Below are 18,482 nucleotides of genomic sequence, written 5' to 3'. Positions count from 1 at the left end.
TTAATTTTTAGTTAATAATTCCATGGTCATTTGAGACCATAATTCAAATTCTGAAAGATTAATGTTGTGAAAATTTATCCAATCTATATTACCGATTTCTTTAGATAGAATATACTCATTTTTTTTTACCCGAGTTTTAAATACAAATCCCAAGTGGTTTTTACCAACATCTGTAATTTCTTCATTAATAATTCCTTTAAATATTAATTCATAGTTTACTTTATCCGAAAACTCTTCTTTTAATTCCCGAATAGCAGCTTTTTTTATTGTTTCTGTGCAGAAATTATTTTCAACATCAGTATGTTCTATATGACCACCAAATCCAATAGACCATAAATGATGCAATCGCAATTCGTTACCTTTTCTTTTGTAAGCAGCAATTTGATTAAATTCATTTTCAAGAACGATATAGGGTATTATTTGCTTGTAATCTATAATTTTTTCCACTTTTTCACGTGGTAGAAACTCAACTTTAGTAAGAAAAGTTTCTATTTTTTCAACATCCAAAAATAATATGGCCTTTTCCTGTAAAACATTTTTGGGTAAATAATCCCTATGTATAGTAGCAATTAATTTATTCATTAGTCAAGATTTTGTAAATTTCTTCTTCAAATTGAAGTATAAGTTTCTTTTTTTCATTTTTGGGTAAAAAAGTTCCTTGAATACTATTTCGTATTAACTGTATTATCTGTATTTTATTTAAATCTGCAATTTTTGATGCAAAGTAGTATTCGTTTGTGATGTTGGTTCTTGATATACCTGGATTGTCGGTATTAATTGTAATTTTTAAACCTTCCTCAAAATATTTTTTTAGGGGATATTCATTATTTTCAAAATCGCAGATTTGATAATTACTTGATGGGCATAGTTCGATAAAAATATTTTTGTCGCGAAATCTATCTAGTAATTCTTTATTTTTCAGTAAGGTTAAACCATGACCTATTCGATCGGCATTTAACTCATAAACTGCCTCCCAAATATTTTCTACAGGTTGATTTTCACCAGCATGTATGGTGAATCGAACACATTCTTTCATCAATGGGAGTAATTCTTCACGCAATTGTTTCGGTGATTTTTTGGCTTCGTTCCCCGCAACATCGAAACCAACGATGAAATTTTTATACCTTACATCCCTTAAGAAATTCTGAGTTAGGGTAACATGTCTTCTGAAAACATTTGCATCCCCATGTCGTGAACCGATAATAATTAAACGAATGTCAACAATATTTCTACATTTTTCAAACTCATTATGCAGTATTAAAACAATTTCATCCTCTTTTAATCCCCCCATTGTATAATTTACTGGAGAACAACGTAACTCGAGATATTTAATGTTATGTTGTTTACAATAATCAATTAGATAATGGCATGCTTCAACAATTGATTCTTTTGATTGTAGTAATCCACTACCTTGTAAATCGCCTAAACGTTCGTATGATTCTATGCCAATATTTCTATATTTGTTGGATTGTTGGTACTCTCCAAAAATTATTTTTTCTAGTAAATCTGTTTTCTTTTTGAAACAAATAATGAAGGATGCCAAAGGTAAAGGACGAGGTAAGTTGTATTTTTCTGGAATTTCTTGTCTAAGATAATCTTTGTGATTTAAAATTTTTTTTAACTCATCAATATTGGCTTGTTCAACCAAATGATAAATACTGTTATACCATTGTTTAAATTGAATATTTTGCGATAGTGCTTCAAGAATTTTATTTTCATTGGCTTTAGCAACTTTTATCAATCCTTGTATGTCTAATATTCCCCCAAAATGACAATGTAAATCGGTTTTGGGTAATTTATTTATCCATTCTATGTCGGGTTTTTCGGTATTAAGTTGGTTTAAAATTATTGGGTTTAATTGATGTAAACCTTGAAATATACTCATTTTAAAATCACTAGTTCTTAGTTTATATGCATTAAAACTTATACTTTGGGCATTAATGAGTCTATTGTTTATTTCATCTAATAAAATTGTTGAAGCTATATTTTCTCGGTTAAACTCTATAGGATAATCTGATGATATTAGTTTTGTGGGTATTTCGGTTAATGGACTTGTTGGAATTTTTTCCTGAATAATCACAGGAAAAACAGCATTTGCCATTTTTTCATTAAGAGTGTCTAATAATTTATTAGGTTCTGCTCCTAGTGGGCTTCCACTATCAGCAATGTGAAACAAGATGTCACATCCGAAGAAGAATGCAGCGCGTTGCATATCGGAACTCATAGTCTTGCGACCTCCGGCCAACGACAATAGTAATTTGCCGTTTCTTTTTTCTTCATAGGCCTTTAAAACTACTCGAAAAATAAAATCGGCCATTTGTTTACATACAGCTTCAGTAGTCAAATCCGATATATCTTTGAGTCCGATAAACTTGCATTCTGGTATGTTTATTCCTTTTTCGCTTACTTGTTTATACCATAAATTAAAATTTTCAATTGCTTTATTAGATGTTTCTCCGTGTGTACAGATTACCCACAATTCATCGATTGTGGTAACATTGTTATTTTTTAAGGTTTGAATAAATGAATCATATATATCGTTTTTACAAAAAATAGTTACATTATCACAGCAAAATCCTATTATTTCCGGTAAAATAAGCCAGGTGCCTCCAAATGTGGTTACAATGATGTTCTTGTCTATCTTGGATTTATATTCAGCCATTCGCTCTCTAATTTTAGGTATAACATTTGTTCGGGCGAAAACATGTAATTACCCTGGTTTAAACAAAAGGTAAGTAATCCATTATCCTCACATTTCTCAAGCACATTTTTATTAATATCAACCTCGGTTATCAAAATTCCTTTTGTCCCTAATCCACCGTAATTGCGAATTACCGAAGCAAATTTATCAATATCGGTAGAGTTATAAACCTGGGTTTTGCATTCAACAAAAAGCAGTTTTTTGCCGGTATTGACAATTACATCAACTTCATTTTTTAAAGCCCCTTCTTTAGTTTGAAAATCACAATTCAAAATTATTTGTTTTGCATGATTCCATTTCGATAAAATGTTTGCCACTTTAAACTCAAACCAACCTGTATTGAGTAATAAATAGCGAATATTGGGCGATTTTAGTTTGCATTCCTTGCTTGTTCCACTTTTTTTGATCAATTTCAGGTAAAACGATTTTTCTTCAGTATCATATTTTATTAACGACCCTTGTGTAGTTGAATATTCATTTAAATTTGAATGATTCGAAAGGGATTGGGTTAAAGCATTAAACTCAACATAATCAAATTTTCTTATCTCCTCTATTGTTTTGACGGCTTGGATATCGCTTGCATCAAAATTCTCAATCTTCTTGAAATTATTTACTTTACTGCCCAGAATAATCAAATAGTTTTGAATATCGGTAATAAACTCATGATCGGAACATTGTTTTGTCTTAAAATTCCATATTTTATTGTTTTGATCAATATAAATTATCTTAGCCTTTTCAATATTTTTGAAATAATCGTAAAACAATATACTCCATATTTTTGTGCCACTTGAAATATTTATGGTTATACGTTCATAATTTTGAATGATAGATTTTAAAAAATCTAAATACTCCTCAACATCTTTAATATCAACAGGTGAAAGAGATTTTAATTCGTATGGAATAGAAGTTGCAGAAGCAATAAGTTCTATAGAACTATTGGTCTGTTCGGAGCAGATATAAATTACATAATCGGGCTGGTCGTAAATAATGCCCTGATAAACCGGGACAGTTTGCCCTCCAACGAGGGTGATATGTAGGTGGCGATTCATTTATTAAGAAAATTTAAAATATTTAAGTGTTCAACCCCCTCATAATTTGATATTGTAAAATCATCCGCTGAAATCACTAATTTGGGATAATTATCTTTTATTTTAAGTAAATTACCAAATTCTCTTTCCACAGTTTTATCGTCTGATAATAAGTAGGTGCTTTGTATGTATATTTTTTCATTACCTCGTATGGCCACAAAATCTATTTCGAGGTCATATAGTTTGCCGGTATAAACGGTATATCCGTTAAAAATTAGTTGATTGTAAATTAAATTTTCTAATATTTTAGCTATATCATTGGGTTTATAAGGCACTACAGAATGCTTTAATCCTAAATCTCGAAAATAATATTTTTCGTTTATTTCAAAAATTCGTTTCCCTGTTATATCATATCGTCTAACTTTATCAATAAAGAAGGCATTTTGCAGATATTGTAAGTAATTCATTACGGTATTGACAGATAAACTAACTTTCTGTGATTTTAGATAATCGGTAATTTTTTTGCTTGATATGTAACTTCCAAGATTATCGGATGTATATTCTATTAATCTTTGTAAAAAATCTATGTCGCGAATATTGTATCGTGTAACTACATCTTTTAAAATAATTGTATTGTATATATTTGAAAGATAATCATATACAATTTCGTCGTTTAATTCAAGGTTTATAAGATAAGGTAACCCTCCATATTTGATATATTTTGTCAGAGAATTTTTTGTGTTTTTAAGATTATGAAATTTTAAAAATTCTTTGTATGATAAACTATACACAGGTATTTCGATATATCTACCGCTTAAGTAGGTTGCAATATCAGAAGATAACATATGAGCATTACTGCCGGTGCAGTAAATATCAAAATCATCCACAAGTAATGCTCTTAAAGCCTTTTCAAAATACTTTATTTCCTGTACTTCATCAATAAAAACATAGTTTTTTTTATTAGTTTTTGACTTACTTACGACGTAACTGTATAGATTTTCATCGTTATCAATGAATCGAAATTCGTATTGTTCTTTATTGATGTAAATGATATTGGCTTGTGAATCTATTTTTTTAATTTCTTCGATAATTTGAAATAGGAGATAAGTTTTACCCGTTCGTCGTGCACCCACTAAAACTTTAATGATATTTTTACCAATGTGCGGTTTAATTTTTTCGAGATATCTTGGGCGTTTGATTATTTTCATTATAGTGATAATATTTATGCAAATATAATAAAGTTTTCAATAAAATGAAAACTTTTGACATAATTTATTATACTTTTCCTTAGAGTGAAAATTTTATTTAAAATGAGATACAAAGGCTACCATATTAATTTTTTCGCTTCCCTTATTATCTTTTATCTCAGCAATAACTTTATCACCTATCTTTAAATTAGCATTTTTAACATTTGATATAATTGTTTCAAAAATCTTATTTTCTAATACAATTTTAACTTTATGCGATGGTTTTCCTAATTGTGAAATTTCAGCTACAACATATTTTCCTTTTGCAATTTCATTTAAACGGGTAATGGTTTTAAAGGATTGCCTTGGTTGTGTGTGCTCAATTATATTTTGATTTGTTTTATTTATTTCGTTAGTTTTTGATATTTCTACTTTAGGTATATTACTCTTAACTTTACTATCAGATACTTTTTCAGCAGAAAAAGGCGAAAGGTTGTCGGGTCTATCATCTAACAATATAAGTTCTATAAATCCTAATGGATAGGTGTCGTCAATAATTCGGCGGGATTTAGCAGTTTTTCTTTTATTTAAGTATGCTACAGATTTATAATCTTCATCTGTTTTATTTTTTTCCAATTTAATAGTATCTATTGAATGGTCATCAAATAACCAATCACCGGTTATTCCATGAAATCCTGAGCCATAGCTCATTCTAAGAACACAACTTTTTTTGTGGTCTTTAGTTTTATCTTGAATTTCTTTCAATTTTTTAATAATGTTTTCTTCTATATTGCTGGTGTGAGTGTACTTTTCAAAGAACTTTATTTCTTTTTCTATATGTTGATAGGTATATTCGTTGATGATTTTGAATAAGTGATGAATGGTTTCTTTTTCTCTATTTTTAAAAACATCATTTTTGTATTTTGGCAGGTTATATTGTCGGTTATATTTATTATTGATTACATTTATAAAGGGCTCTGCAATGTTGAGTTGAAAGTCGAAAGAGGGAATATTTTCAAATGGGTACAAACATTCGATAGTAACAATATTTTTGGTCTCAGATTTTGAGTTATTTTGAGGATGTTTTACATTGTATAAATTAACGTTGTATATGGATAAATAATCATCTAATCCATAGATATCGTTAGGTTTGATGAATCGCATTATACTTTTATCATAATTACCTAATGCATATTCAATATATTCCCTTTTTTCTATTGGTACTTCTGAATTTGTCCTTCTATCGTATTTAGTTATTGAGGTTATCTCCTTGTTATGATTTTTGAGTATATAACTAAATAACACACTTCTAATCGCCCCTTTTATCGAACTTCCTGGAATATATGCTTTTCCCATTCCATCACGAATAAAATATTTAATTTCGGTATTGATATTATTAATATTTTCATAGGTTGATTGTGAGATAGATTTAATATCTTCTTTTAAATTTTCTCTAAAAAATTTTTCGATTTCTGAATAATGATTTTTTGAAATTAAGTTTATGTATTTTTCAAGAAGTTGTTTGTTATTTAGGTATTCAAATAACTTTTTTTGGTTAAGAATATACAAATAACCATTATGAATTATATAATCAATCCCTTTTATCCAATCTTTTTCTTTGCCTGCCCCAATATGCAAAGGGGTTAAAACCTTTAGTTTTAGTTTGTAATTATAATTTAATTCACTCATAGATTCAAATTTAAACCTTAACAGTTAGAAATAATGATTTACCAACTCTATACACTGGATGTATATTTTGGGCAGTTTCAGGAAGCGTAGTTTTGTCGGGGGTTATATCAACAATACGACCATCTGTTGTATAGTTGATTTTTAGAATACTTGCTTCTTTGAACATTCGTATATATTTTTTTCTTAGGGTATTGTAACCAGGGGTTGTTATCCAGCCTCCTCGTGTAATGATGTCGTAAGCAATATGGTCATCATTCATGATTTCTTTAACACGTTCTGCTGATGGGCAATAAAGAGAAAGATTGAAGGCATAATCAGAAGGGATGGTTTCAAAATCTATGGTATCTTCTTCAAATTGAAAGAAACCGTTACCCACATGACGGTCTGTCCCGATACCTTCATCGCATAAATAATGGAGTGCTGAAATGACATGATTTTTTATCTCATCATTATCAAACTGTGCAATAAAAAACAAACCAGAGTTTTCTTTAAAGAAAATTCGTTCAATATAGTAGGGTGTAGCATCTCCTCCCTGTCGTGGAATAGTTACACGCGGAAAAACCTCTGATGATATAAAGTTTGTATCTATACATCCCTCAGTAAGATATTTTCCTTTTACTAAGTTATAATCTTCATCAATCAGTTCTCTGTATCCATTTCTATATTTTTCTAAAAAATTTTTATCAACATATTGAATTTTTTTAATGTCTTTATGTTTTTTTTCGCTAACTTTTGCATAGCTCAGATTTAATGGCTTAGGAAAAAAGTAAACATATTCCTTAGTTTTATTATCCATAGTAAAAGGGAATAAACTTGAAAGGGTAAATTGTAATTGATTGATTTGTTTTTCGATTTGTTGGGTTAGTCCATGTTTAATCCATGCTTCAAAAAAAGCAGAATACAACGTATCGCTATGGATAATAGTTTCGCTTTGTGCATAGTCACTCCTTACATTACTGATATGAAGTGGAGTAGAAAATTTTAACCTAAACAGAACAAATGACATAGTTAAAGAATTAATCCAATTAGTTATTTATAATTTTTTCTTCAATTTCTATTTGACCATTCACTTGCACTTTATAAAGTTTTTCTTTTCTTTCTTTTATTTCAATTTGTACTTGGCCATACCCTCTTGAACCGCTGCCGCCTAAGTAATCATCTTGAAGTAATTGTATCCCTTTATAAAACAAATCCAACAAATCGCTTTCTTTATCATCTTTGAAAATGTTAATAATAAAGTTTACTTCAAATTCAGCACCAGCCGGTACTCTTTCTATTTGTCGTGGATGTTCGGCGGTTCCTTTAACCCGATTGATAACATTTTCAAATTTTATTTCGGTATAAGGCATGTCTGTAAATTCACTATTTTTTAGTTTTTCTGCCCATTCTTCCGTTAAATAAGCATCTCTGACAATTAAACGAGATGGATTACCATTATCACCCGATGCTCCGAATAAATCAGCAATAATTTTTGCATCATTGGTATAGTTTTCAGATTTACATTTGCCATCAGGATTTACTCCATAAATTTGGTCTAACAAGCATCTCATTTTGCCTTTCAGCGAGCTACCTGGTATGTATGGTTCATTATTATCTTTTCTTCTGACTACTGGATTATCTACCCCGCCGATTTCGATGCTTTCTTTGTTATCGCCGATATGAAGGCCTGTTAATAGATTTAATGTTGCTGATATAAAAATTTTCTTTTCCAGTTGTTTCATAGTTTTTAATTTTTATGTTATACAAATTACATTTTAAAAAATTTAGATTATTCGCCTCCTGCTGCTTTATGAAAAGCAACAATGGCTTCTACTATATTTGCAAAGTTTTTGAAGTGTTCTTTTGTTTGAACTTGGTCAATCGCCTCAAACAACATCTCTGCAAAATGGCAAATTTTTGTTTTGTTTTGTCCTCCCTCTTTTTTATCTCTTCCATTGGCATAAGCAAGCTGTGCTTTTAGCATATACAAGTCCGTTTTGTTGTTTTCATCAAAACCAATAGCCTGCATACGTTTTAAATGACTAAAGAACTTTCTCAACTGAGATGTTGTTAATTTTTTTATTTTATTTTTATCTACTGCTAAGTATTTTCCAAAATCTTCAGCCCATTTAATGGCTTCTTTTGTAATTCCATAAGAGGATGTTATCCAATCGTTTTGCCATCCATTTTTAATTTCCTCCCAACTTTTTATTTTATCTTGATTCTCTGCTTGATTGTTGGGATTTGCCTGATTTTGATGTTGAGAATAATTCATAATTTATTTTTTTAAAGGTTTTACATTATCAGTCTTAAATATTCCAGTTGTGCCTGCTTAACGCAATTGGCAATAAACTCCATAAAGGGTTCAACGTCATGATGCGATTTTTCGAGCAAAGCTATGTATTCAGAACGATATACGGGCGGTATTATGGTAACAGGTAACTGGTTTTTAATTAAATGCAGGTTCATTAATAACCTTGCAACACGACCATTTCCATCAACAAAAGGATGAATTATTACTAATTTTTGGTGTAAAAGTGCTGCTGTTACTACAGGATGTTCGTTGGATGAATTATACCATTTAATCAAATTGGCCATAAGTTCGTGCACTTCTTTAGGTTTTGGGGGTATGTGTTCGGAACCTGTAATATAAACCTGTATTTTACGGTACTTACCGGCATTTTTTTCATCTATTTTTTGGTAAAAGATTTTGTGTAGTTTTTTAATATTGTTTTCAGTGAGTTCTCTTTGTTTAAGAAAAGAATATATATAATCGTATGCAGCGGCATGACCAACCGCTTCGAGATGATGTTTGAGTGGTTTTCCGGAAACTGTGATACCTTCTTCGATTACAATTTTGGTTTCGCTTTCGTTCAAGGTATTACCTTCTATTGCATTGGAACTATAGGTTATACCAATTTTATAATAATTACGCAAATCTTTTATTTGGGTTTGCGAAAGCGGCTTTATGCCAGCAATTTGCTGTTGTATTTTATCTATCTCGGTTAATATTTTTGATAGATTATTCAGCATTTTTTTCACTTCTAAGTTTCAATTCGGCCCAGCGGGCTGCAATTGCAAGTATATCTATAGCCCTATCTCCAAACTTATAATCTTTATTATTCAGATTTATTGCACCTGTAATAAAATAATTTTTGAGTTTTTCAATACAATCTTTATTTTTTTCATTTTTATGACGCGCAAAAGTATATGCCGATACCCAATGCCATCCAAGATTATTTGACTTCTTCATGTTTCTGAATATGAATATTTTTTGCAATAATCCTTTAGATAGTTTCTGATTTTTTAAAGTATCATACAAAAAATCCTTCATCGCTTTAACTCCATCAAATTCTTTATGCCAGTTTATATTTTCACCAAATAAATTTACAGCATTTTTTATAGCTTCTACTTCTTCATATACTTTACAATTAGCTTCATCATATTTTTTTATTTCTCCAAATTTTTTAGCCTTTTTTTCAGCTTCATCAGCCCATTCAGCTGCTTTGCTGATGGGAAATTTTTTATCGACTAGCACAATCCCACCCGATAGCGAAATATCTTCACGATTGCATACATAGTTTCTGAATTCGTTGCGAACATCCTCAGCAAAATTGATAATAGCTTGCCAATCGCCTACAGCAAATAAATCGTCTCCGCCTGAATAAACAATTATTATTTTATCTCTATAATTTTCATGTATCTTATTGATGTAGCCACTAAAAAATAAATCTAATTGAAATGATAAAGTTGATAATCTTGAAAAATTACTTCCATCTTTAATGATATTTCCCTTATCGTCTTTTTGTTTGAAACCATTTATAAATATCTGACTTAAGTTATCCACATCCATTCGCAAAATAGCAAGACGCTTAAAAGCAGCTTCTTTATCAACAAGTTCTTCGAATGTTTTCATTCTTTCATTTATCTCAGGAACACGGTTTCCTCCATAAAACCTATATGCGTTTGAACTTTTTTCGCCCTTTGTATTAGATAAAAAATCAAAATTATTTTCGTAGTATATTATTCCATCATCAATAGATGTAACGTTGTTATATCCATTATTATCAAATATATACCAATAAGAATTAAATATTTCAAAAGAATACTTACTTGATTTAAAAATATTATCAGGTTGTTTTTGCTTGCTGTAAAGAAGGTATTTATGGTTAACTAAATTTTCTCCTATTTCAATTTGCGTTTTTACAATAGGTAATATTTTTATCTCTTCTTCGTAATTATTTTTTTCAAGATTTTTTAAGTTATTCGATTCAATACCAGTAATAGCACAAATATCTATATCACCTCCTTGACCAAAAGGATCAAAAAAACTTGTGTCATTTTTTATTATAGATTTAAATTTCCTGTTTTTGCATTTTGCAGTTTTATCTACAACTTCCTTCCATAAATCTCCTAAGTAATAATAATTATTCTTTCCTTCAATTAGCAAATTCTGGCCTTTTTCATCTCGGTGATCCATATCATAAGCAAAAGCTACATAATCTAAACTTATATAAATATCACCATTAAATTCTTTCCATATCCAATTTTCTAAATTTTCTCTGTAATTTGATATAGTTTCACGAATATTTTGAGTATTGGGAAGAAGCATAAACATTTTCCCACCACTGGAATAAATAACATTAGAACGGAATGTATCTGTTTTTTCAAGTAATTGATTGGTAATAGTTTCTACTAATATTTGCAAATAAAAAGACCGACCTCTTAAACTTTTTGCAGCTCTTTTACTCGAGATATTATATATAAAATTTTGAATGCCTGATAAATCAACACATAGTAAAATAACAGGATAATATTTATGTTCTTTTTCATTTTTTAATTTAATTCTGAATCTAGAATTATCATAATTAAATGCATCTGAGTTTTCTACGTAGAATCTAAATAAACAGTCTGCAAAAGCTGCTACCATTTTAGAATGTTCAAATAAACTTGAATCAGGATAATCTTTTGTGGAAGCAGGAATACACCAGGTATATTTTTTTAATAGAAAATATAAACTTTCAATAAAAACTTTAAAATTTCCTGTGGGTAAATTTTGAAATTCGGTATTAAATTGTTTCCATATAGTATTATATTTTTCTTGATGAGAGGTTAGTTGATTTTCTTTTAATGCATTAGGAAATATAGTTTCTTTGTTAATTTCTAACGTTTTTAAATTAAAATACCATTCATTTTCCCTATTGGGTCTTTTGTTATTTACATACAAATTTTGAAAAATGGCCGATAAGGGTACTTTTTTGTATTTTTCTTTTCCCCAGTTAATAAAGTGGTTTGAATATTCTTCAGACTGACTTCTGTCTATTCCACTAGCCCACCAATCGGCAAGTTGAACTATTGCTTGATTAAGCGAAGCAGGTTTATGATGATAAATTGAAAAATTAATAAAATTATCTATTTTATTTTCTGAAGTATTTAGAATTTTATTGAAATTTTCTTTATTATTCTTAAAAAATTGAGCTGTCCACAATACATGCTGATAACCGTAGTATCCATTTTGATTGATTGGACAGATATAATTGGCGAGTTTTTTTGTATCTTCTGATAAATTACTATCATTTGAGTCAAAATCTCCACTTGCTCTTTGATAAAACTTCCCTATATCGTGCAGCAATGCACCCAGATATATTTCTTCGCGTATTTTATCTTTATCGTTATTCATTTTTCTTACCTTTTAACTGTTTTACTATTCCAAATCCAAGTGAGGCATGTTTCCCTAAACCAATATAATTGGGCAGAAAAACATTGCTTTTAAATTGCACATCGAAACATGCTAATTTATTTTGTTTGTAGCGTAACCATTTTACATCAGAAACATAATTAAGTTCTACTTTTATTTCTTTGTCAATAGTCCATTCAATACCTTTGGCAAAAGATAGTATATTACCGATCAAAATTTTTTGTAACATTTGTTTTTGGTGGTCGCTATTTTGTAATTCTTTAAATTTTACATAATTATTTTGACTTAATGGATTCCATCGGTAAAGGTTATAAACAAATACATGGTCCCATACTTGCATGGTAAACTGATTGACTTGTAATTTTCTAACTTTTACCTCATAAGTTCGGTTGTATAATTGCAAATCCCAACTCGGCTTAATAAAAAAATGATGTATTTCGTCTATACCTTTTTCGAGGCATAATAACGATGGTTTATTATTTATTATTTTATATTGTATTTGCGGATAGCGATAGAGATATTTTTCTGCATCGAGATGATTATGAAATAATATATGATTTCGTCCTGCTTTTTCGATAATAGCCGACCTAAATGCATACAATTCGTTGATTTTTATTTCATTCTCAAAAGAAATATAGAGAGTTTTTAATTTTTTCATAAATTTGTTGCATCGATGCAAATGTAAAAATATTTTTTTAAATTTTAATAAAATTATGGAAATTTTTTTAAATAATTTTGGAAGCTCGCTGCATGTAGAGAATCGGCAATTTTTAATTATACATAGCGAAGGAAAACAATATATCGACCCCCAAAAAGTAAAAAATATTTATATAAGTAAAGGAGCCAAAATAACAAGCGATGCAGTAATGCTTGCCATTGAACACGAAATAGACGTATTATTTCTCGATAACACAGGAACCCCCAAGGGACGTATATGGAGTGTTAACTATGGTTCTATTTCTACCATTCGCCAAAAACAAGCCGATTTTATATACTCACAAAAGGCTATATCATGGATTAAAGAAATATTGATTGAGAAAATAAAAAATCAAACGGCGTTACTCTATTCTTTAGTAAGCAAACAAGATATCGATAAAAATTTTTGGCAAAACAATCCTAACTTTTTACAAACCATTACCGCCTTAAAAGACTATATTCAAAAAATTGAACAAATTGAAGGTGAAACCATTAGCGATATAGCACCAAGCATAAGAGGATGGGAAGGCATAGCTAGTAAACGTTATTTCGAAACATTATCGCAACTTTTACCAGAACCTTATCGGTTCGAACAACGTAGCCAACATCCCGCATTCGATATGTTTAACTGCCTGCTCAATTACGGCTACGGTATTTTATATGGTAAAATAGAAAGCGCTTTAATAAAAGCCGGCATAGACCCCTATCTAGGAGTTTTTCATCGCGAAAATTATAACCGCCCCGTCTTGGTTTTTGACATTATAGAATTATTCCGACAATGGATCGATTATATTGTATGCGACTTATGTCTGCAAGAAGCACCTACCGAAGATTGGTTTAGTATTCAAGATAATGGTTCCTATTGGTTAGAAGCTGCTGGAAAAAGAATACTTATACAATCGATAAACGATTATCTTAACGAGATTATTACCATCAATAATCTCGAACGTTCTCGACTAACACATATTAATATATATGCACAACAACTTGCTCAATATTTTTTAAATTTATAATTTAAAATATTGCTACCATGTTCATGTTAGGAAAAAATATTCAACAAAGCGGCGACTTACTGGCTAAAATAAGTTTTGATCAACTTATTAATATTATTAAGGGCGAATATAAACCCTTAATACATCAAATAGAAGAATTGCGTCGAATACAAACCATCGATGTACAAGCATATCGAAAACTCAAAACCATGTTACCTTATTTTACTGTATCTATTTTTAATCCACCACATCGAAGAACCGAAAATTTTGCATACAGCCATTATCTTATTATCGATATCGATCATTTATCAAAACAAAACCTTACACCTAATCAAGTAAAAAAACAAATAGCATCCAACACAAATGTATTGTGTGCTTTTACATCGCCAAGCAACGAGGGACTAAAAATATTATTTAAACTTCAACCACGAATAAACGATATAGCACTTTATAAAAACTTTTATAAACTTTTTGCTATTAAATTTGCACAACAGTATCAATTCGAAGAACTTATCGATTTAAAAACTTGCGATGCCACACGCGCTACTTTTTTAAGCTTTGACCCAGAAGTTTTTGTCAATTATCAAAGCCTGGCTATTAACTATAACGAATTTATAAATTTAGATAATACACTCGAAATAGAACAATTGCAAAAACAAATTATTGCATACGAAAAAAATCATCCTACAACTCAAACCCAACAAACTACCCTATCTGACGACATCCTTTTAAATATCAAGCAAAAACTGAATCCAAACTATAAACAACCTCAAAAAATACCTTATGTGCCCGAAAAGCTAAACGCAATTATACCCTCCATCGTAACTCAACTCGAACAACAAGGTTTATTCATAGAAAAAATAGAAAATATTCAATATGGCAAAAAACTTAAAATTTGCTTGCAACATCGATGGTGCGAAATTAATATTTTCTATGGCAAAAAAGGATTCTCTGCTGTTAGAACTCCCAAAAACGGAAGCGATGGAGAATTAGGACTTATTGTACTTCAATTTATTCAACAACTATTATCAATTTAATAATGAAAACACTAAATGTAGAAAAATTTAAAAAATTAATTATTCAAGCTTCAAAAAATAAAGAACAATCTAATAATAAAAATTTTGAAGAACTTAACCAACTTATAGATAGAATAAATCAATTGCAATCGTTAATAAAACAAAACAAACAAAGAAATATGCTTTATTTTGTAATGTACGATATTGAAAACAACCGTGTACGTAACCTCATTGCTAAATATTTAGAACGAAAAGGCTTAATTCGAATACAAAAAAGCATTTTTATAGCCGATACTCCCCATGCCATATACCATGAAATAAAACAAACACTGCAAGAAGTTCAAGAAGCATACGAAAATAACGATAGTATTTTAATAGTACCTATTTCGACCGACGAAATTAAAGCCATGAAAATAATAGGAAAAAACATCGATATAGAAATAATTACAGGCAATAAAGATATTTTATTTTTTTAAATGATTTTTTTGGAATTTATCTGATATATTTATATATTTGTACCAAGTTCTTTGACCGATTGTGATTGTTAAAATACGTTAACAAATGTTAAAAATTTGTTAAAACGATATTATTGCAAATTGTTGAAATGTTAAAAAAGTGTTAAAATCGCTAAATGCGTGCAGGGTGTTGAAATGTTAACAAATGTTAATTTTAACTTAAATTTTCTTAAACGATACTGATTATCAAATCATTAAAAATCTGCTGTCGTAGTACATTGTCCATTAAAACAAGGATTAAGACTCGATATCTATATCTTTGCTCGACGTCTTGGCAAGTGTCGTAGTACATTGTCCATTAAAACAAGGATTAAGACTTGTAGTAAAATATTTTTTTAACTCTTTAATAATGTATGGGTCGTAGTACATTGTCCATTAAAACAAGGATTAAGACCCATTCATCCACTTCATCTATAATTTTATTTTTTATAAGGTCGTAGTACATTGTCCATTAAAACAAGGATTAAGACCCGTATCGGTTGCCATACGTTCGGCAAATTCACGCTTTGTCGTAGTACATTGTCCATTAAAACAAGGATTAAGACTCAAACAATCGGTCGAGTAGGCGTTCTGTTATGTATAGTCGTAGTACATTGTCCATTAAAACAAGGATTAAGACTGCTCCTTCACCCAAGATTGCTTGGGCTGATGGCTGAGGTCGTAGTACATTGTCCATTAAAACAAGGATTAAGACAGAAACTTATCAATATCAAACGGCTTAGCTATATATTGTCGTAGTACATTGTCCATTAAAACAAGGATTAAGACTCGCCTGCCTTGTAATAGTTCATAAAGCCTTTTTGGTCGTCGTAGTACATTGTCCATTAAAACAAGGATTAAGACAGTCCACCTCCTTCTTTTCTTCTTGTTTCTTTTCGTCGTAGTACATTGTCCATTAAAACAAGGATTAAGACACTTCTTTCACCGTTATAGTTATCCTGTAAGTATCTGTCGTAGTACATTGTCCATTAAAACAAGGATTAAGACAAACTTTCGAGTTTATACATTTCGTATATTCTATGTCGTAGTACATTGTCCATTAAAACAAGGATTAAGACTAGCATTGCTACAATGCTACCGTTATCAACAAATATAAGTCGTAGTACATTGTCCATTAAAACAAGGATTAAGACTACGACAGGAAAGATAACTCCTGTCGTTTTTCTGATAAAGTCGTAGTACATTGTCCATTAAAACAAGGATTAAGACCACGGTTATACTGATTTCTTCCTTTTTGAATCTCAAGTCGTAGTACATTGTCCATTAAAACAAGGATTAAGACTATTTTATTTTTTTTATTAATACTCCCTAACTTGTTGTCGTAGTACATTGTCCATTAAAACAAGGATTAAGACAAAATCTATATTGTTTTCAAAGTAATTTAACATTTCTGTCGTAGTACATTGTCCATTAAAACAAGGATTAAGACAGATGAGTCGTCCGTTTCGTCTGAGCGACAAATAAGTGTCGTAGTACATTGTCCATTAAAACAAGGATTAAGACTGAGCTTGCCGTTTCGTCTGAGCGACAAATAAGTATGTCGTAGTACATTGTCCATTAAAACAAGGATTAAGACGATCAATTTCCCGTTACGTCGAACGGACAAATATGTCCGGTCGTAGTACATTGTCCATTAAAACAAGGATTAAGACTGTGATGCAATTTCTTGCATCACATCTTCGAGTTGTCGTAGTACATTGTCCATTAAAACAAGGATTAAGACTATAGCCATGTGGCAACGTTGCTGGCGTCTTTATGGCGTCGTAGTACATTGTCCATTAAAACAAGGATTAAGACATTGTCGCCTTTTTGGTAAGTGCTGATTTTTATAATTTGTCGTAGTACATTGTCCATTAAAACAAGGATTAAGACGGTTTTCTCGAATGGCGACATTGTCACCATTTGAGACGTCGTAGTACATTGTCCATTAAAACAAGGATTAAGACTATTGCCATCTTCAATGAAAATGAATATCTCACTTCCGTCGTAGTACATTGTCCATTAAAACAAGGATTAAGACAACGAGATTAGTCGTCCATTACGTCGAACGGACAAGTCGTAGTACATTGTCCATTAAAACAAGGATTAAGACCCTGAAACTCTGGAGCATTGAGAATTTCTTCCAGTGATGTCGTAGTACATTGTCCATTAAAACAAGGATTAAGACTTATAAGACGGGTCTCCAGAGTAATAATCAACATTAAAAGTCGTAGTACATTGTCCATTAAAACAAGGATTAAGACAATTTTTGCTAATTCTTTTGTTTCCATAATAACGTCGTAGTACATTGTCCATTAAAACAAGGATTAAGACTGACTTTTATCATACTTTACAAATTATTTTCCTGTTGTCGTAGTACATTGTCCATTAAAACAAGGATTAAGACTTTTCTTTGTCTGCCTGAAACTCTGGAGCTGACATTAGTCGTAGTACATTGTCCATTAAAACAAGGATTAAGACTCCTAATTAAGAGTTGTTCGTCTGTAAGATAACCCTGTCGTAGTACATTGTCCATTAAAACAAGGATTAAGACTATACCATAATCAAAATAGTATGGCAAATTCTCATAATCGTCGTAGTACATTGTCCATTAAAACAAGGATTAAGACAACTCTGGAGCGTTAAGAATGTCCTGCAGTGACGGCGTCGTAGTACATTGTCCATTAAAACAAGGATTAAGACCTTGAATAACTATTACCGTTTACTACACAAAACCACTAGTCGTAGTACATTGTCCATTAAAACAAGGATTAAGACCCTGTAACAGGTTCAGACGATATAAAACAATCGCCAACGTCGTAGTACATTGTCCATTAAAATTCTACCAACAACTAGCGTTGTTTGGAAGAACTTCGCAAGGATTAAGACATGGTAATGTGGAAATTAGGAAATTTGAAAATGTGGGTGTCGTAGTGCATAGTCCATTAAAATTCTACCAACAACTAGCGTTGTTTGGAAAAACTTTGCAAGGATTAAGACAT

14 protein-coding genes and 1 CRISPR repeat array are annotated in these 18,482 nt (G+C 30.5%); of the genes, 3 read left to right on the top strand and 11 right to left on the bottom strand.

Annotated elements, in window-relative coordinates; all coding sequences use genetic code 11:
• The 11 genes from HPY79_06240 to HPY79_06190 all read right to left on the bottom strand — a co-directional run bounded on the left by HPY79_06240 (position 1) and on the right by HPY79_06190 (position 12,940).
• Complete coding sequence (locus HPY79_06240) at positions 1-582, bottom strand: NUDIX domain-containing protein (protein ID NSW45394.1); 582 nt, start codon at positions 580-582, stop codon at positions 1-3.
• Positions 575-2,662 carry a hypothetical protein gene (locus HPY79_06235; protein NSW45393.1) on the bottom strand — a complete coding sequence of 696 codons (2,088 nt, stop codon included), beginning with the start codon at positions 2,660-2,662 and terminating at the stop codon, positions 575-577. The genes HPY79_06240 and HPY79_06235 overlap by 8 nt, the downstream gene beginning before the upstream one ends.
• The gene (locus HPY79_06230) at positions 2,638-3,750 is read right to left on the bottom strand and encodes a DUF1887 family protein (protein ID NSW45392.1); all 1,113 of its coding nucleotides are present in this window, start codon (positions 3,748-3,750) and stop codon (positions 2,638-2,640) included. The genes HPY79_06235 and HPY79_06230 overlap by 25 nt, the downstream gene beginning before the upstream one ends.
• A complete protein-coding gene (locus HPY79_06225) occupies positions 3,747-4,937 on the bottom strand; it encodes an ATP-binding protein (GenBank protein NSW45391.1) in 1,191 nt (396 codons plus the stop codon). Before HPY79_06225 ends, HPY79_06230 begins: the two co-directional genes overlap by 4 nt.
• Before the next feature lie 93 nt (positions 4,938-5,030).
• A complete protein-coding gene (gene csm5, locus HPY79_06220) occupies positions 5,031-6,605 on the bottom strand; it encodes a type III-A CRISPR-associated RAMP protein Csm5 (protein NSW45390.1) in 1,575 nt (524 codons plus the stop codon).
• 10 nt (positions 6,606-6,615) lie between these two features.
• Positions 6,616-7,611, bottom strand: a complete 996-nt coding sequence (gene csm4, locus HPY79_06215) for a type III-A CRISPR-associated RAMP protein Csm4 (GenBank protein ID NSW45389.1) — start codon at positions 7,609-7,611, stop codon at positions 6,616-6,618.
• 19 nt (positions 7,612-7,630) lie between these two features.
• On the bottom strand, positions 7,631-8,326 hold the full coding sequence (gene csm3, locus HPY79_06210) for a type III-A CRISPR-associated RAMP protein Csm3 (protein NSW45388.1): 696 nt from the start codon (positions 8,324-8,326) through the stop codon (positions 7,631-7,633).
• Between the two features lie 47 nt (positions 8,327-8,373).
• Complete coding sequence (csm2, locus tag HPY79_06205) at positions 8,374-8,859, bottom strand: type III-A CRISPR-associated protein Csm2 (protein ID NSW45387.1); 486 nt, start codon at positions 8,857-8,859, stop codon at positions 8,374-8,376.
• A gap of 20 nt (positions 8,860-8,879) precedes the next feature.
• On the bottom strand, positions 8,880-9,617 hold the full coding sequence (locus HPY79_06200; GenBank protein ID NSW45386.1) for a Fic family protein: 738 nt from the start codon (positions 9,615-9,617) through the stop codon (positions 8,880-8,882).
• The gene (cas10, locus tag HPY79_06195) at positions 9,607-12,264 is read right to left on the bottom strand and encodes a type III-A CRISPR-associated protein Cas10/Csm1 (GenBank protein NSW45385.1); all 2,658 of its coding nucleotides are present in this window, start codon (positions 12,262-12,264) and stop codon (positions 9,607-9,609) included. The genes HPY79_06200 and cas10 overlap by 11 nt, the downstream gene beginning before the upstream one ends.
• Entirely contained in the window at positions 12,257-12,940 is a 684-nt protein-coding gene (locus HPY79_06190; GenBank protein NSW45384.1) for a hypothetical protein, read from the bottom strand. Before HPY79_06190 ends, cas10 begins: the two co-directional genes overlap by 8 nt.
• Positions 12,941-12,995: 55 nt before the next feature.
• Between HPY79_06190 and cas1 the strand changes: the two genes are divergently transcribed.
• The 3 genes from cas1 to cas2 are packed head-to-tail and all read left to right on the top strand — an operon-like array spanning position 12,996 to position 15,462.
• Complete coding sequence (cas1, locus tag HPY79_06185) at positions 12,996-13,991, top strand: CRISPR-associated endonuclease Cas1 (protein ID NSW45383.1); 996 nt, start codon at positions 12,996-12,998, stop codon at positions 13,989-13,991.
• A 23-nt stretch (positions 13,992-14,014) separates the two neighbouring features.
• A complete protein-coding gene (locus HPY79_06180; protein NSW45382.1) occupies positions 14,015-15,007 on the top strand; it encodes a hypothetical protein in 993 nt (330 codons plus the stop codon).
• 2 nt (positions 15,008-15,009) lie between these two features.
• Positions 15,010-15,462 carry a CRISPR-associated endonuclease Cas2 gene (cas2, locus tag HPY79_06175; GenBank protein NSW45381.1) on the top strand — a complete coding sequence of 151 codons (453 nt, stop codon included), beginning with the start codon at positions 15,010-15,012 and terminating at the stop codon, positions 15,460-15,462.
• Positions 15,463-15,708: 246 nt separating this feature from the next.
• Positions 15,709-18,431: a CRISPR direct-repeat array (repeat unit 37 nt; unit sequence GTCGTAGTACATTGTCCATTAAAACAAGGATTAAGAC).
• Positions 18,432-18,482 lie beyond the last annotated feature (51 nt).

This window comes from Bacteroidales bacterium (genome assembly GCA_013314715.1).
Lineage (GTDB): Bacteria > Bacteroidota > Bacteroidia > Bacteroidales > GWA2-32-17 > Ch61.
This window is presented reverse-complemented; position numbering and strand designations above follow the sequence as displayed.

What these genes read in the sequence shown, in the direction of transcription:
- HPY79_06240 (NSW45394.1), bottom strand. Translation starts at nt 582, where the DNA reads ATGAATAAATTAATTGCTACTATACATAGGGATTATTTACCCAAAAAT.
- HPY79_06235 (NSW45393.1), bottom strand. Translation starts at nt 2,662, where the DNA reads ATGGCTGAATATAAATCCAAGATAGACAAGAACATCATTGTAACCACA.
- HPY79_06230 (NSW45392.1), bottom strand. Translation starts at nt 3,750, where the DNA reads ATGAATCGCCACCTACATATCACCCTCGTTGGAGGGCAAACTGTCCCG.
- HPY79_06225 (NSW45391.1), bottom strand. Translation starts at nt 4,937, where the DNA reads ATGAAAATAATCAAACGCCCAAGATATCTCGAAAAAATTAAACCGCAC.
- csm5 (NSW45390.1), bottom strand. Translation starts at nt 6,605, where the DNA reads ATGAGTGAATTAAATTATAATTACAAACTAAAACTAAAGGTTTTAACC.
- csm4 (NSW45389.1), bottom strand. Translation starts at nt 7,611, where the DNA reads ATGTCATTTGTTCTGTTTAGGTTAAAATTTTCTACTCCACTTCATATC.
- csm3 (NSW45388.1), bottom strand. Translation starts at nt 8,326, where the DNA reads ATGAAACAACTGGAAAAGAAAATTTTTATATCAGCAACATTAAATCTA.
- csm2 (NSW45387.1), bottom strand. Translation starts at nt 8,859, where the DNA reads ATGAATTATTCTCAACATCAAAATCAGGCAAATCCCAACAATCAAGCA.
- HPY79_06200 (NSW45386.1), bottom strand. Translation starts at nt 9,617, where the DNA reads ATGCTGAATAATCTATCAAAAATATTAACCGAGATAGATAAAATACAA.
- cas10 (NSW45385.1), bottom strand. Translation starts at nt 12,264, where the DNA reads ATGAATAACGATAAAGATAAAATACGCGAAGAAATATATCTGGGTGCA.
- HPY79_06190 (NSW45384.1), bottom strand. Translation starts at nt 12,940, where the DNA reads ATGAAAAAATTAAAAACTCTCTATATTTCTTTTGAGAATGAAATAAAA.
- cas1 (NSW45383.1), top strand. Translation starts at nt 12,996, where the DNA reads ATGGAAATTTTTTTAAATAATTTTGGAAGCTCGCTGCATGTAGAGAAT.
- HPY79_06180 (NSW45382.1), top strand. Translation starts at nt 14,015, where the DNA reads ATGTTAGGAAAAAATATTCAACAAAGCGGCGACTTACTGGCTAAAATA.
- cas2 (NSW45381.1), top strand. Translation starts at nt 15,010, where the DNA reads ATGAAAACACTAAATGTAGAAAAATTTAAAAAATTAATTATTCAAGCT.